Source organism: Streptomyces sp. NPDC046261 (assembly GCF_040646235.1).
In the GTDB taxonomy this organism is placed as follows: Bacteria; Actinomycetota; Actinomycetes; order Streptomycetales; family Streptomycetaceae; genus Streptomyces.
The window spans coordinates 217,997-232,413 of the sequence record NZ_JBEYZU010000001.1 but is presented as its reverse complement, the minus strand read 5'-3'; the positions used below and the strand labels follow the sequence as shown (position 1 = coordinate 232,413).

Genomic DNA, 14,417 nt, shown 5'->3' with positions numbered 1-14,417 from the left:
CGCTTGCCGATCCCCCGCGAGACAACCGTAGGATCGGCCTCCGCGATACTGCACAGCACGGCACGATGAAAGACAGTCACAGTCACAGGAAGGGCGGAGCCGTGAGCGGTGACGACCAGCGGGACTACGACGGCTACGCCCGGTTAGGGCTGGACCGCAGCGGCCAGGCCGAGGCGTTCGACGCCATCGGCGACCGCTACGACGAGGCCTTCCCGCACAAGGAGGGCCAGCTCGCGGCCGGTGCCTGGCTGGCCGCCGCCCTGCCGCCGGGCTCCCGCGTCCTGGACGTCGGCTGCGGTACGGGCCTGCCGACGGCCCGTCAGCTGGTGGCGGCCGGTCACCAGGTCGTCGGCAACGACATCTCCCCCGGCATGCTCGACCTCGCCCGCGGCCATGTGCCGGAGGCCACCTTCCACTTGGGCGACCTGGCCGATCTGCGCGACGGGCACCTGGGCACGTTCGACGGCATCGCCGCGTTCTTCGCCCTGCTGATGCTGCCGCGCCCGGAGATCCCGCACGCGCTGCGCATGCTGCACGACCTGCTCAGACCCGGGGGGCTGCTGGCGCTCTCGATGGTCGAGGCCGACGTGGACGACTACGCGATCCCGTTCCTGGGGAACACGATCCGGGTATCGGGTTACCTGCGGGACGAATTGCGCCAGGTCGTGCGTGACGCGGGTTTCGACATCGCCGGGGAGAGCTCGCTGGCGTACGCCCCGGCGAGTACGGACGTACCACCCGAGATCCAGCTCTTCCTCAACCTGCGCCGCGCCTGACCGCGCGTGTGCGCACGGCCCCGACGGATGGAACCCCACGCGTGACGGAGCATCCCAACTCCCACGGAAGACAGCGCACCGCCGCCGCGCCGCGCTCGGGCGCGGACGTGCCCGGTGTCGGCGCGCGGCTGCCCCGGCAGCCGGACGGCGAGCATCCGCGCGACCGCGCCGAGGCCCACGCCGACCCCACCGACGGCCCGGCCCGCGGCGAGGCCCACCCCGACCCGGCCCCGGCCGGGCCCGAGGGCGCGCCCTCGGACAGCGGCAGCCACGCCCCCGCCGAGTCCACCGCCGCCCCGGGCGGGACCCGCGGCCGGGGCCGCGCGGCCCGGCGGGGCGGGGCCGCCGGTGGTGGCCGTGGGGCGCGGGGGCAGGGGCGGGCCGTGGACGGTCAGGCGCAGGCCGCGCCCGGAGCCGTCGACGGCGGCTCCGGTGGCTCCGGGCCGCGGCGGCGTGGCGGTGCGCCCGCCGGTGCCGCCCGCGGCGCGGACGGGCCCGGTGGCGGGGCGCCGCCCCACGACGGCACCGGCGGTGACGGGCCGGGGACCGCCGACACCGTGCGGGCCACCGCGGGCACCTCCGGCGGCGGCGAGCGGCTGCGCTTCGTCGGGGCCGCGACGCGCCGCATCGCCCGTGGGATCGATCTGGACGAGATCGTGCTGGGGCTGTGCCGGGCGACCGTGCCGACCTTCGCCGACGCGATCCTCGTCTATCTGCGCGACCCCCTGCCCGTGGGCGACGAGCGGCCCGTGGGGCCCGTCGTGCTGCGGCTGCGGCGCACGGACCGGCTGCCCGAGTACGTGCGCGCGCTGGACGACGGCGACGGCCCGCAGGAGCGGCCCGATCCCGGGCCGGAGCTGGCCGTCGAGGCCGCGGAGCGGTGCGAGGTGCGCATAGGCGGGCCGCTCGCGGAGGTGCTGCGGGGTGTCAGGCCCGTCTTCGGGGACTCCTCAGCCGCGCGGGCGGCCCTGCCGGAGCTGCTCGGCGAGGACCGGCACGTACCGGAGCGGCATCGCACGATCCTGGCGCCGCTGCGCGGCCGGCGGCGGGTGATCGGCGCGGCGGTGTTCATCCGCCGCCTGGACCGGCCCGCGTTCGAGGGCGACGACCTGCTGGTCGCGGCGCAGCTGGCCACGCACACCGCGCTCGGCGTGGACAAGGCCGTCCTCTACGGCCGCGAGGTCTACATCGCGGACGAGCTGCAGCGCACGATGCTCCCCGACTCCCTGCCGCAGCCGACCGGTGTCCGGCTGGCCAGCCGCTATCTGCCGGCCGCCGAGACCGCCCGTGTCGGCGGCGACTGGTACGACGCGATCCCGCTGCCCGGCAACCGGGTGGCGCTGGTCGTCGGGGACGTCATGGGCCACTCCATGACGTCCGCCGCGATCATGGGGCAGTTGCGGACCACGGCCCAGACCCTGGCGGGCCTGGACCTGCCCCCGCAGGAGGTGCTGCACCACCTCGACGAGCAGGCGCAGCGCCTGGGCAGCGACCGCATGGCCACCTGCCTGTACGCGGTGTACGACCCGGTCGCCCACCGCATCGTGATCGCCAACGCCGGGCATCCGCCGCCGGTGCTGCTGCACCGCGGCGGCCGGGCGGAGGTGCTGCGCGTCCCGCCGGGCGCGCCGATCGGCGTGGGCGGGGTGGACTTCGAGGCCGTGGAGCTGGACGCGCCGGCCGGGGCGACGCTGCTGCTGTACACGGACGGCCTGGTGGAGTCGCGGATACGGGACGTGTGGACCGGCATAGAGCAGCTGCGCGAGCGGCTGATCGACACGGCCCGGCTGACCGGCCCGAATCCGCCCCCGCTGGAGCCGCTGTGCGACGAGGTGCTCGGCATGCTCGGCCCCGGCGACCGGGACGACGACATCGCCCTGCTCGCGGCGCGCTTCGAGGGCATCGCCCCGAGCGACGTCGCGTACTGGTTCCTGGACCCGCGTCCCCAGACCGCCCGTCAGGCGCGCCGCCTGGCGCGGCGCGCGCTCACGCGCTGGGGCCTGGAGGAGCTCTCGGACGGGGTGGAGCTGCTGGTCAGCGAGGTGATCACCAACGCCGTGCGGTACGCGGAGCGCCCGATCACGCTGCGGCTGCTGCGCACGGACGTGCTGCGCTGCGAGGTCGGCGACGATGTGCCGCAGTTGCCGCGGCTGCGCCAGGCCCGGCCCTCGGACGAGGGCGGGCGCGGGCTGTATCTGGTGAACAAGCTGGCCAGGCGGTGGGGCGCCACCCGGTTGAGCACGGGGAAGGTGGTGTGGTTCGAGCTGGCGCTGCCGGCGGCGGGGCGCTGAGGCGGCCGGCGGCCCGGTTGGTCCGTACGGGGTGAAGTTCCGGACAGTGTCCAAGGCCGTGTTGCCGACACGCTGTCGGCAGGAGTTCACTGGCTCGGGTGGAGGGCGGCGGCTGCCCGTCCTCGCCATCACCCGTTCCGGGAGGCGTCCCATGACCGACTCGGCGCAGAACACCCCGTACACCACGAACAACGTCGGCATCCCGGTGGAGAGCGATGAACACTCGCTCACCATCGGTGACACCGGCCCCATCCTGCTCCAGGACCACTATCTGATCGAAAAGATGGCCCAGTTCAACCGCGAACGGGTCCCCGAGCGGGTGGTCCACGCCAAGGGCGGCGGGGCCTACGGCACCTTCCAGGTGACCAACGACGTCAGCCAGTTCACCAAGGCGGACCTCTTCCAGCCCGGCAGGCGCACGGAGATGCTGGCGCGCTTCTCCACGGTGGCCGGCGAGCAGGGGTCGCCGGACACCTGGCGCGATCCGCGCGGGTTCGCGCTGAAGTTCTATACGGAGCACGGGAACTACGACCTCGTCGGCAACAACACCCCGGTCTTCTTCGTCCGTGACCCGCAGAAGTTCCAGGACTTCATCCGCAGCCAGAAGCGCCACCCGCGGACGGGGCTGCGCAACAACGACATGCAGTGGGACTTCTGGACGCTCTCCCCGGAGTCCGCGCACATGGTCACCTGGCTGATGGGCGACCGGGGCGTGCCGAGGACCTGGCGTCACATGAACGGCTACAGCTCGCACACGTTCATGTGGGTCAACGGCGGCGGCGAGAGGTTCTGGGTCAAGTACCACATCAAGACCGACCAGGGCATCGAGTTCCTCACCCAGGCGGAGGCCGACGAGCTGGCGGGGCACGACGCCGACAAGCACCGGCGCGATCTGTACGAGGCCATCGAGAACGGCGACGCGCCGTCGTGGACCATGCATGTGCAGGTCATGCCGTTCGAGGACGCGGCGGACTACCGCTTCAACCCCTTCGACCTGACCAAGGTGTGGCCGCACGGCGACTACCCGCTGATCGAGGTCGGGCGGATGACGCTCGACAGGAACCCGGACGACTTCCACGTCCACATCGAGCAGGCCGCCTTCGAGCCGTCCAACCTGGTCCCGGGCATCGGCCCGTCCCCCGACAAGATGCTGCTGGGCCGGCTCTTCTCCTACCCCGACACCCACCGCTACCGCATCGGCCCGAACTACGCCCAGCTCCCGCCCAACCGGCCGCGCTCCGCCGTGAACTCGTACGCCAAGGACGGCCCCATGCGCTACGAGCCGGCGAACGTGGCCCGCCCGTACGCGCCCAACTCCTACGGCGGCCCGGCGGCCGACACCGACCGCTTCGGGGACATCGCGGGCTGGGCGGCGTCGGGCGAGATGGTGCGCGAGGCCTACCGGCCGCACCGCGAGGACGACGACTGGGGCCAGGCCGGCACCATGGTCCGCCAGGTCCTCGACGACGCGGCGCGCGAGCGGCTGGTCTCCAATGTGAGCGGCCATTTGCGGGACGGCGTGAGCAGGCCCGTGCTGGACCGGGCGCTGCAGTACTGGCGCAACATCGACAAGAACGTGGGCGACCGGATCGCCACCACGGTCAACGGCGGCTGAGGCTCGCGCGCAAAGGACCGGCCGCCCTCCCCCGGTGGGGAGGGCGGCCGGTCCTCGTGCCGATGCCGTCGGCTCAGGGCATCTCGATGCCGCCGTTGGGGCGGGTGCCCGACGCGTCACCCGTGGTGCCGGTGGGCGCCGTGGGGCCCGGGGTGGGTGGGGTGGGCCTGGGCGGAGTCGGCCTGGTCGACGGCGGCGTCGGCTTGCCCGAGGGGGTCTGCCGGCCGGGCGTCGACGTCGGCGACTGGGTGCGTCCCGAGGGCGTGCCGGAGGGGGTGTTGCGGGCGGCCGGCGGGGTCGGGCCCGCGGACGGGGTCCCCACCGGTGCCTGCGGCGGCACGAAGCCGTCCTCGGTGTCCAGGTCGAACTTCGACTTGTCCTCGTCGTCGTCGAAGACGGACGAGGTGTACGCGGCCCAGATCCGTGCCGGGTACGTACCACCGTTGACACGACCGCCGCCGCCGGTGCCCTGCAGGGTGACCTGCTTGCCGCCGGGGCCCTCGCCGAACAGGCCGACGGTGGTCACGAGGCCGGGGGTGTAGCCGGCGAACCAGGCGGACTTGTTGTCGTCGGAGGTGCCGGTCTTGCCCGCCACCTGGTACTCGGAGCTGGACACGACCCGCGCCGTACCGTCGTCGACCACACCGGTCATGACACCGGTGATCCCGTCGGCGGTGTTGCGGGAGACCACGCGCTCGTTCGTGAGCGGGCTGGGGAGCTTGTACGCCTCACCCTTCCAGGACACGGACTTGATGATGCTGGGGTTGATCTTCTTGCCGTGGTTGTCGAGCGTGGCGTAGACGCCCGCCATCTCCAGCGGGCTCGCGCCCATGGAACCCAGCGACAGGGAGGGGACCTCCTCGAAGTCGCCCTTCATGCCCAGCTCGACGGCGGTCTTCTTGACCTTGTCGAGGCCGACGTCGACGGCCATCTGCGAGAAGACGGAGTTGACCGAGTCGTTCATCGCCTGCTGAACGGTGATCGGTCCGTAGCTCTGCTGGTCCTCGTTCTCCGGCGCGAAGCCGACCGGAACGCCCTTGTCCACCACCGGGCGCTTGTTGGTGCCGTCGTAGATCGTGGAGGACGTGATCGGCTTCTTGTCCTGCGTCTTCGACCCGTTCTGCAGGGCCGAGGCGAGGATCAGCGGCTTGAAGGTGGAGGCGGGCTGGAAGTCGCCGCGGGTGGCGTTGCTCGTCTGGTGCTTGATGAAGTCCTGGCCGCCGTAGAGCGCCACGATCTGGCCGGTCTTGACGTCCACGGACACGGCGCCGGGCTGGACGTGACCGTCCACCTCACGGGCCTTCGGGTCCAGGTCGTCGGTCAGCTTGTTCTTGACGGCCTTCTCGAGCGCGGCCTGCTTCTTCGGGTCGATGCTGAGCGTGATCGTCCAGCCACCGGCGGCGAAGTCGCTCTCCGGCCGGCCCTGGCGCTTGAGGTCCCGGATCATCTCCTGCCGGGCCGCCTGCACGAGGTAGCCGTTCTGGCCGGTCAGGCCCTCCGGGGCCTTGGGCTGGCCGGGAGGCTGGAACTTCATCGACTGGCGCTTGCCCGGGTCGAGCCACTTCTTCTCGACCATCTTGTCGAGCACGTAGTTCCAGCGCGCCTCGACGTTCTTCTTGCCGGCCTCGCTGGCCGTCCCCCAGTCGTACTGGCTCGGCGCCTGGAGCAACGCGGCCAGGTAGGCACCCTCTTCAAGGGTGATCTTGTCGACGTCCTTGCCGTAGTACGCGCGGGCCGCCGCCTGGATGCCGGAGGCGTTGCGGCCGAAGTAACTAGTGTTCAGATAGCCGGCGAGGATGTCCTCCTTCGACGTCTGATCCTGGACCTTCAGCGAGATGATCAGTTCCTTCACCTTGCGGGTGACGGTCTGGCGCTGGTCCAGGTAGTAGTTCTTGACGTACTGCTGGGTGATCGTCGAACCACCCTGCTTGCCACGGCCCATCAGGGTGTTGACGATGCCGCGCGTGGTGCCCTTGAGGTCGACGCCGGGGTCGGTCCAGAAGTTCTTGTTCTCGGCGGCCACGACGGCGTTCCGGACGTCCTCGGGAACCTTCGACAGCGGGACTTCCTCGCGGTTGACCTCGCCGAGGCGGGCGATCACCTCGCCCTTCTGGTTCTTGTAGACGTTGCTCTGCGCCTTCGCCGCGGCGTTGCCCTTGCCGGGCACGTCCACGTACAGGTAGAGCGCGTAGAACGACCCCATGCCCAGGGCGATCACGCCCAAGAAGTAGGCAAGCAGCAACTTCCACGTGAAGAACCGGCGTATGCCGGTCTTCTTGGGCTTCCTGCCGCCCTGTTCAGGGCGACTGCCCTTCTTCTGCGCTCGTCGCGCGTCCGCTCGGCCCATCTCTCCCGTAGCTCCAGTCCGTCCGCCCCCAACCCAGCTCACGAAGCTAACACCGCATCTGCCGCCAAACGCCCATCGATCACGGCAATAACGGACGTGACATACAGCACCCCGGATGGCGGGAACCCGGTACGGCGTAGTGCGGCAAACCGTACAGGGCGATAATGTGCTATCACTTTGCTAGACAGTGCGAGGCGCGCTCCGGCCGCCGCGCAGCCAGCGTCAACAGGGGGGCTTTCCCATGTCCGAGACCACTCCCGGCACCACGCCGGACACCACTTCGAGGCCGCCGGTCCGCGAGGTCCCGGCCAACGACATCGGCGGCGGCCTCGCCCTGCTGCTCGGCCTCGTGGGGCTGCTCGGCGGCGCCGGCGCCATCGTCGCGGGGGCCGTCATCGGCAAGCCCCTCTCCGTCACGCTCGTCCCCCTCGGCATCCTCGTGATCATCGCCTCGATCGTCGGGATGTGCGGGCTGAACACCGTCGCCCCGGGCGAGGCCCAGGTCGTCCAGCTCTTCGGCCGCTACCGCGGCACGATCCGCACCGAGGGCCTGCGCTGGGTCAACCCCTTCACCAGCCGCGAGAAGCTCTCCACCCGGGTCCGCAACCACGAGACCGCCGTACTGAAGGTCAACGACGCGTACGGCAACCCCATCGAGCTGGCCGCCGTCGTGGTGTGGCGGGTGGAGGACACCGCGCAGGCGATGTTCCAGGTGGAGGACTTCCAGGAGTTCGTCTCCACCCAGACCGAGGCGGCCGTGCGGCACATCGCCATCGAGTACCCCTACGACGCGCACGACGACGACGCCCTCTCGCTGCGCGGCAACGCCGAGGAGATCACCGAGAAGCTCGCCGCCGAGCTGCACGCCCGGGTCGAGGCGGCCGGCGTCCGCATCATCGAGTCGCGCTTCACCCACCTCGCCTACGCTCCCGAGATCGCCTCGGCGATGCTCCAGCGCCAGCAGGCGGGCGCGGTCGTGGCCGCCCGGCAGCTGATCGTCGAGGGTGCGGTGGGCATGGTCGAGCAGGCACTGGTGCGGATCAGCGAGCAGGGCATCGTGGAACTGGACGAGGAGCGGAAGGCGGCCATGGTCAGCAATCTGATGGTGGTGCTGTGCGGCGACCGGGCCGCCCAGCCCGTCCTGAACACCGGCACCCTCTACCAGTGACGGAGGACCGTCCCCGGCGGCCGCAGCAGCGCAAACAGGTGCTGCTGCGGCTCGACCCGCTTGTCCACGACGCGCTGAGCCGCTGGGCGAACGACGAGCTGCGCAGCGCGAACGCGCAGATCGAGTTCCTGCTCCGCAAGGCCCTGGCGGACGCCGGCCGGCTGCCGAGGGACGTCGGCGCGATCCGCAAGCGCGGCCGCCCGGCGAAAACCGGCCAGGGGCCGGAGCCGGAAGCCGAGGACTGAGCGGCCCCACCAGCGGAAGCCGGCCCACGACAATTACATCAAGCCATCACTACACCGTGCGTATACACCGCGTGTATACGCACGGTGTAGAGTCTGATCATGTCAATCGGACACACGCTCCTCGGCCTCCTCGAGTCCGGCCCGTGCCACGGCTACGACCTCAAGCGCGCCTTCGACGAGCGCTTCGGCCAGGACCGCCCGCTGCACTACGGCCAGGTCTACTCGACCATGTCGCGCCTGCTGAAGAACGGCCTCGTCGAGGTCGACGGCGTCGAGCACGGCGGCGGCCCCGAGCGCAAGCGCTACGCCATCACCGACGCCGGGATCACGGACGTCGAGCAGTGGCTCGCCCAGCCCGAGAAGCCCGAGCCGTACCTGCAGTCGACGCTCTACACCAAGGTCGTCCTCGCCCTGCTCACCGGCCGCGACGCCGACGCCCTGCTCGACGCCCAGCGCTCCGAGCACCTGCGCCTGATGCGCGAGCTCACCCGGCGCAAGCGTGACGGCGACCTCGCCGACCAGCTCATCTGCGACCACGCGCTCTTCCACCTCGACGCGGATCTGCGGTGGCTGGAATTGACCGCTGCCCGGCTCGGTCAGCTCGCCCAGGCGGTCCGCCCATGACGCCCGCCGGCTCCCTCCTCGTCGCCACGGACCTGCACAAGGCGTACGGGCTCACCCCCGCGCTCGCCGGTGCCGATTTCTCCATCCACCCCGGCGAGGTCGTCGCCGTCATGGGCCCCTCCGGCTCCGGCAAGTCGACCCTGCTGCACTGCCTCGCCGGCATCGTGCGGCCCGACAGCGGAACGGTGCGCTACGCCGGCCGCGCGCTGACGGAGATGCCGGACGCCGAGCGCAGCGCGCTGCGCCGGGGAACCTTCGGTTTCGTGTTCCAGTTCGGCCAGCTCGTACCCGAGCTGACCTGCGTGGAGAACGTCGCCCTGCCGCTGCGCCTGTCCGGGGTCAAGCGCCGGAAGGCCGAGGAGCAGGCCGCCGAGTGGCTGGACACGCTGGAGGTCGCCGACACCGCGCGCAAGCGGCCCGGCGAGGTCTCCGGCGGCCAGGGCCAGCGGGTCGCCGTGGCCCGCGCGCTGGTGACCGAGCCCCGCGTGATCTTCGCGGACGAGCCCACGGGCGCGCTCGACTCCCTCAACGGCGAGCGCGTGATGCGGTTGCTGACGGACGCCGCGCGGGCCACCGGCGCCGCCGTCGTCCTGGTCACGCACGACGCCCGCGTCGCCGCCTACTCCGACCGCGAGGTCGTCGTCCGCGACGGCCAGGCGCGCGACATGGCGGGGGCCGGCATATGAGCACGGCGCGCACCTGGACGCGCGACCTCGCCATGGGCGCGCGCTTCGCGGTCACCGGCGGCCGCGAGGGCTGGCTGCGCACCGCCCTGACAGCGGTCGGCGTCGGCATCGGCGTGGCGCTCCTGCTGTTGCTGTCGGCGGTGCCCGAGGCGTTCGACGCCCGTGACCGGCGCGGTTCCGAGCGCGGGGGCCGCGGCAGCGAGCTCGCCGACAAGGCCACCGCGGCGACCCTGCTCGTCCAGGAGGCCGACACCGAATACCGCGGCAAGCGCGTCCACGGCCGCATGGTGCGGCCCGAGGGGCCCAAGGCCCCCACCCCGCCCGGTGTGGCCGCCCTGCCCGGCCCCGGCGAGATGGTGGTCTCCCCCGCCCTCGAGGGCCTCCTGCGCTCCGGCGACGGGAAGCTGCTGCGGGAGCGGCTGCCTCACCGCATCGTGGGCACCATCAGCGACGCGGGCCTCATCGGACCCGACGAGCTGGCCTATTACGCGGGCAGTGACAAGCTGGCCGTCCGCGACCACACGGGCAGCACCCCCGGCGAAGCACAGCGGATCAGCGCCTTCGGCGGCCGGCCGTGGGCCCGGCCGCTTGGCCTGGAGCTGACGCTGCTGGGCGGCCTGGCCGGCGCCGTGCTGCTCATGCCGGTCGCCGCGCTCATCGCCACGGCCGTACGGTTCGGCGGCGAGCGCCGGGACCGCCGGCTCGCCGCACTCCGCCTGGTGGGCGCGGACAACCGCATGACCAGGCGGGTCGCGGCGGGTGAGGCCCTGGCCGGCGCGCTGCTGGGCCTGGCCGTGGGGGCGGGGCTGTTCCTCCTCACCCGGCAGTTCCTCCCCATGACCGCCTCGGAAGACATCGGCACCTTCTCCTCCGATCTGCGGCCGGACACCACCACCGCCGTACTCGTCGCCGTAGGGGTGCCGGTCGCGGCCGTCCTGGTGTCGCTGTTCGCACTGCGCGACGTCGCCATCGAGCCGCTGGGCGTCGTCCGCAGGACCGTACGGCGGCGGCGCCGGCTGTGGTGGCGGCTGCTGCTCCCGGCGGCCGGCCTGGCGCTGCTCGCGCCGCTCGACGGACGGCCCTCCTTCACCGGCAGCTGGCCTCTGTTCGGCGGGGGAACGGTCGGAGCAAGCGGTCCCGCCGCGCTCGGCGCCGTCCTGATCCTGGCCGGCGTCACGGCCCTGCTGCCCTGGCTGGTCGAGGCGTGCGTGGCGCGGCTGCGCGGCGGCCCGCCGGCCTGGCAGCTGGCCACGCGCCGCCTGCAGCTGGACAGCGGTGCCGCCTCCCGCGCGGTCAGCGGCATCATCGTCGCGGTGGCGGGCGCGATCTCGGTGCAGATGGTGTTGTCCGCGACGAACGCGGCCCTCCCCGTGTTCGAGGACGACGGCCGCGGAAAGGTCGTGCACGCCTCGCAGCAACTGCCCTCCGGTGGCGACGCGCAGTCGTTCGTGGAGAAGTTCCGCGCCACCGAGGGGGTGCGGCAGGTGATCGGCATGATTCACCTCCAAGCCGACCGGAGCGACACCGGCGGCACCGCTCCCCTGACCGTCGGCGACTGCGACACCCTGCGCGAACTCGCCAAGGTGGGCTCCTGCGCGGACGGCGACGTCTTCGTGGCCGCCGAAAAGCCGGGGCAGCCGCCGCAGCTGGCGCGGCCCGGCATGCGGCTGTTCCTCCGTGACGGGCCGGACGGCAAGAAGCCGTGGACCGTTCCGCGGTCGGCCCGCGTCGTCGACCCGCAGGGAAGGCACACCATCGGCCGCGGCCTCGGCTCCGGCGTCCTGGCCACCCCGGCCGCCGTCGACATCCACGCCGTGCCGCAGGTTTACGTCAACACCGCGATGCGCCTGGACCCGTCCTCCCCGGACGCCGTCGAGCACGTCCGCAACACCGCGGCGCGCATCGACCCCGGCATGCGGGTCTTCGACACGGGGTTCATGCCCCGGGACGACGAGTCCGAGTCCTGGATGCTGCTGCGCGCGCTGCCGGCCGGCGCTGCCCTGACCCTCGCCCTGATCGCCGCGAGCCTGCTGCTGGCCACGTACGAGCAACTGCGCGAGCGCAAGCGGCTGCTGGCCACCCTGGCCGCCTTCGGCACCGGCCGCGCCACCGTCGCCTGGTCGGTGATCTGGCAGACGGCGATCCCGGTGGTCCTCGGCATGGTGCTCGCCGTGGCGGCGGGCGTCGGCCTCGCGCTGGCCATGCTCAGGGCCATGAGCCGGCCGGTGAAGGACTGGTTCGCCGTCGTCCCCGTGGTCGGCTGGGGCCTGGGCGTCATCGCCCTGGTCACCGTGGCCACACTGCCACTCCTGTGGCGCATGATGCGTCCGGAGGGGCTGCGCGCGGAGTAACTCCCCCGCCGGGTAAGGGGTGTCGTCCATGGACGACACCCCTTACCCGTGCGACCGGTCAGTCGACGATCCGCACCGGCAGCCGCCGCAACTCCTCGCGCAGCGCGGCCGCGAACTCCCCGAACTCCTCCTGGCGCGCCGCCCCCGACCGCATCGCCAGCGCGATGCGCCGCGAGGGCGCGGGCTCGGCGAAGTAGCCGGTGGCGAGCCGGTCGCTGCGCCCGGTCTCCACGCGCAGGGCGGTGCGCGGCAGCAGGGTGACCCCGAGGCCCCCGCCGACCAGCTGCACCAGCGTGGAGAGCCCGGCCGCGCTCGTCGTCATCGGCGTCCCCTCCGCACGCCCCACCTCCCGGCAGATGTCGAGGGCCTGGTCGCGCAGGCAGTGCCCCTCGTCCAGCAGCAGCAGGTCCAGCTCGCGCAGCGCGGCGCGCGGGATGTCGCCCCGCCCGGCCAGCCAGTGGTCACACGGCGTGACGAGGACGAAGTCCTCCTCGAACAGGGGGATTTCGGTGACGCCGGGCGCGCCGAGCGGCACGGCGAGCAGCAGCAGGTCGAGCCGCCCCTGGGTGAGGCCGTCCAGCAGGGAGGAGGTCTGCTCCTCGTGGACCTGGAGATCGAGGTCCGGGTAGGAGTCGTGGACCAGGCGCAGGACGATGGGCAGCAGGTAGGGCGCCACGGTCGGGATGACGCCGAGCCGCAGGACGCCCGTGAAGGGCGCGCGGGCCGCGTCGGCCTCCTCCATGAAGTCGCCGACGGCGTCGAGCACCGTCCGGGCCCGGGCGGCCAGCCGCTCCCCCGCGGGAGAGAGCAGTACCTTTCTCGTCGTACGCTCGAGAAGCTGAATCCCGAGCAGCTCCTCCAGCGCCGAGACGGCCCCCGAGAGGGCGGGCTGGCTCATCCCGATGGCGCTCGCGGCATCCCGGAAGTGCAGGTGCTCGGCCACGGCGGCGAAGGCCCTCAGCTGGGCGAAGCTGGGCTGGCCGCGTCGCGCCGGCGGCACGGGCGGGGCTATGGACGACGTCATTGATAACCACCTCCGATCAACACGACCCAGTCTAGCTATTTCCGCTATCAATGCCTCCTGTGGCACTGTGGTTCTCGTCCAACCCGCAGGAAACCCCATGAACAGGGCTTTCCTCCGTTGCAAGGAGAGCGCGTGCTCACTGTCGGTGACAAGTTCCCCGAGTTCGACCTGACCGCTTGTGTGGACCTCGACGCGGACAAGGCCTTCGCCCAGATCGACAACAAGACCTACGAGGGCAAGTGGAAGGTCGTCTTCTTCTGGCCCAAGGACTTCACCTTCGTGTGCCCGACCGAGATCGCGGCCTTCGGCAAGCTGAACGACGAGTTCGCCGACCGTGACGCCCAGATCCTCGGCGTCTCCGGCGACTCCGAGTTCGTCCACCACGCCTGGCGCAAGGACCACGCCGACCTGCGTGACCTGCCCTTCCCGATGCTGGCCGACGCCAAGCACGAGCTCATGCAGGCCTGCGGCGTCGAGGGCGAGGACGGCTACGCCCAGCGCGCCGTCTTCATCGTGGACCCGAACAACGAGATCCAGTTCGTCATGGTGACCGCCGGTTCCGTCGGCCGTAACCCCAAGGAGGTCCTGCGGGTCCTCGACGCCCTGCAGACGGACGAGCTGTGCCCCTGCAACTGGACCAAGGGCGAGGACACCCTCGACGCCGTCAAGCTCCTCGCGGGCGAGTGAGCTGATCCCTCATGGCCCTCGATGAGCTGAAGTCCGCCATACCGGACTACGCCAAGGACCTGAAGCTGAACCTCGGCTCGGTCATCGGCAACTCCGACCTCCCCAAGCAGCAGCTGTGGGGCACCGTCCTCGCCTGCGCGATCGCGACCCGTTCGCCGATCGTGCTGCGCGAGCTGGAGCCGGAGGCCAAGGCCAACCTCTCCCCCGAGGCGTACACCGCCGCGAAGTCCGCCGCCGCCATCATGGCGATGAACAACGTCTACTACCGCACCCGGCACCTGCTGTCGGACCCGGAGTACGGCAACCTGCGCGCGGGCCTGCGGATGAACGTCATCGGCAACCCGGGCGTGGAGAAGGTCGACTTCGAGCTGTGGTCCCTGGCGGTCTCCGCCATCAACGGCTGCGGCATGTGCCTCGACTCCCACGAGCAGGTGCTGCGCAAGGCCGGCGTGGAGCGCGAGACGATCCAGGAAGCTTTCAAGATCGCCTCGGTCCTCCAGGCCGTCGGCGCCACCCTTGACGCCGAGGCCGTGCTGGCCGAGTAGTCAGTCCGGAACACCGGACAGTTGGAAAGGTGGCTCCACCGGGCAATACGCCCAGTGG

General features: G+C 71.8%; 12 protein-coding genes. 10 read left to right on the top strand and 2 right to left on the bottom strand.

Annotated elements, in window-relative coordinates; all coding sequences use genetic code 11:
* Positions 1-65: 65 nt before the first annotated feature.
* The 3 genes from ABZ956_RS01095 to ABZ956_RS01085 all read left to right on the top strand — a co-directional run bounded on the left by ABZ956_RS01095 (position 66) and on the right by ABZ956_RS01085 (position 4,682).
* Entirely contained in the window at positions 66-776 is a 711-nt protein-coding gene (locus tag ABZ956_RS01095) for a methyltransferase domain-containing protein (protein ID WP_361885090.1), read from the top strand.
* Between the two features lie 41 nt (positions 777-817).
* Positions 818-3,067: an ATP-binding SpoIIE family protein phosphatase gene (locus tag ABZ956_RS01090; protein ID WP_361885088.1), complete on the top strand. Its 2,250-nt coding sequence runs from the start codon at positions 818-820 to the stop codon at positions 3,065-3,067.
* 151 nt (positions 3,068-3,218) lie between these two features.
* Positions 3,219-4,682: a catalase gene (locus tag ABZ956_RS01085; RefSeq protein ID WP_361885086.1), complete on the top strand. Its 1,464-nt coding sequence runs from the start codon at positions 3,219-3,221 to the stop codon at positions 4,680-4,682.
* A 73-nt stretch (positions 4,683-4,755) separates the two neighbouring features.
* Here ABZ956_RS01085 and ABZ956_RS01080 read toward each other — a convergent pair whose 3' ends face one another.
* Complete coding sequence (locus ABZ956_RS01080) at positions 4,756-7,029, bottom strand: transglycosylase domain-containing protein (protein ID WP_361885084.1); 2,274 nt, start codon at positions 7,027-7,029, stop codon at positions 4,756-4,758.
* Between the two features lie 241 nt (positions 7,030-7,270).
* Here ABZ956_RS01080 and ABZ956_RS01075 point away from each other — a divergent pair, with 241 nt between their 5' ends.
* From ABZ956_RS01075 to ABZ956_RS01055, 5 genes are all read left to right on the top strand, one after another.
* Positions 7,271-8,197: an SPFH domain-containing protein gene (locus tag ABZ956_RS01075; protein WP_361885082.1), complete on the top strand. Its 927-nt coding sequence runs from the start codon at positions 7,271-7,273 to the stop codon at positions 8,195-8,197.
* Positions 8,194-8,442, top strand: a complete 249-nt coding sequence (locus ABZ956_RS01070; protein WP_361885080.1) for a hypothetical protein — start codon at positions 8,194-8,196, stop codon at positions 8,440-8,442. Before ABZ956_RS01075 ends, ABZ956_RS01070 begins: the two co-directional genes overlap by 4 nt.
* A 99-nt stretch (positions 8,443-8,541) precedes the next feature.
* Positions 8,542-9,066: a PadR family transcriptional regulator gene (locus ABZ956_RS01065; RefSeq protein WP_361885078.1), complete on the top strand. Its 525-nt coding sequence runs from the start codon at positions 8,542-8,544 to the stop codon at positions 9,064-9,066.
* On the top strand, positions 9,063-9,752 hold the full coding sequence (locus ABZ956_RS01060) for an ABC transporter ATP-binding protein (protein ID WP_361885076.1): 690 nt from the start codon (positions 9,063-9,065) through the stop codon (positions 9,750-9,752). The genes ABZ956_RS01065 and ABZ956_RS01060 overlap by 4 nt, the downstream gene beginning before the upstream one ends.
* The gene (locus ABZ956_RS01055; protein ID WP_361885074.1) at positions 9,749-12,103 is read left to right on the top strand and encodes an ABC transporter permease; all 2,355 of its coding nucleotides are present in this window, start codon (positions 9,749-9,751) and stop codon (positions 12,101-12,103) included. The genes ABZ956_RS01060 and ABZ956_RS01055 overlap by 4 nt, the downstream gene beginning before the upstream one ends.
* Before the next feature lie 58 nt (positions 12,104-12,161).
* On the opposite strand, the gene ABZ956_RS01050 is transcribed toward ABZ956_RS01055, so the two are convergent.
* Positions 12,162-13,127 carry a LysR substrate-binding domain-containing protein gene (locus ABZ956_RS01050; RefSeq protein ID WP_361885072.1) on the bottom strand — a complete coding sequence of 322 codons (966 nt, stop codon included), beginning with the start codon at positions 13,125-13,127 and terminating at the stop codon, positions 12,162-12,164.
* A gap of 132 nt (positions 13,128-13,259) precedes the next feature.
* On the opposite strand from ABZ956_RS01050, the gene ABZ956_RS01045 reads away from it, so the two are divergent.
* Together ABZ956_RS01045 and ABZ956_RS01040 are read left to right on the top strand one after the other, a co-directional pair.
* Positions 13,260-13,814 carry a peroxiredoxin gene (locus ABZ956_RS01045; RefSeq protein ID WP_361885070.1) on the top strand — a complete coding sequence of 185 codons (555 nt, stop codon included), beginning with the start codon at positions 13,260-13,262 and terminating at the stop codon, positions 13,812-13,814.
* Positions 13,815-13,825: 11 nt separating this feature from the next.
* Positions 13,826-14,359 carry an alkyl hydroperoxide reductase gene (locus ABZ956_RS01040; RefSeq protein ID WP_361885068.1) on the top strand — a complete coding sequence of 178 codons (534 nt, stop codon included), beginning with the start codon at positions 13,826-13,828 and terminating at the stop codon, positions 14,357-14,359.
* The last annotated feature ends 58 nt before the right edge of the window (positions 14,360-14,417 follow it).

What these genes read in the sequence shown, in the direction of transcription:
- ABZ956_RS01085 (WP_361885086.1), top strand. Translation starts at nt 3,219, where the DNA reads ATGACCGACTCGGCGCAGAACACCCCGTACACCACGAACAACGTCGGC.
- ABZ956_RS01040 (WP_361885068.1), top strand. Translation starts at nt 13,826, where the DNA reads ATGGCCCTCGATGAGCTGAAGTCCGCCATACCGGACTACGCCAAGGAC.
- ABZ956_RS01080 (WP_361885084.1), bottom strand. Translation starts at nt 7,029, where the DNA reads ATGGGCCGAGCGGACGCGCGACGAGCGCAGAAGAAGGGCAGTCGCCCT.
- ABZ956_RS01065 (WP_361885078.1), top strand. Translation starts at nt 8,542, where the DNA reads ATGTCAATCGGACACACGCTCCTCGGCCTCCTCGAGTCCGGCCCGTGC.
- ABZ956_RS01050 (WP_361885072.1), bottom strand. Translation starts at nt 13,127, where the DNA reads ATGACGTCGTCCATAGCCCCGCCCGTGCCGCCGGCGCGACGCGGCCAG.
- ABZ956_RS01060 (WP_361885076.1), top strand. Translation starts at nt 9,063, where the DNA reads ATGACGCCCGCCGGCTCCCTCCTCGTCGCCACGGACCTGCACAAGGCG.
- ABZ956_RS01055 (WP_361885074.1), top strand. Translation starts at nt 9,749, where the DNA reads ATGAGCACGGCGCGCACCTGGACGCGCGACCTCGCCATGGGCGCGCGC.
- ABZ956_RS01095 (WP_361885090.1), top strand. Translation starts at nt 66, where the DNA reads ATGAAAGACAGTCACAGTCACAGGAAGGGCGGAGCCGTGAGCGGTGAC.
- ABZ956_RS01075 (WP_361885082.1), top strand. Translation starts at nt 7,271, where the DNA reads ATGTCCGAGACCACTCCCGGCACCACGCCGGACACCACTTCGAGGCCG.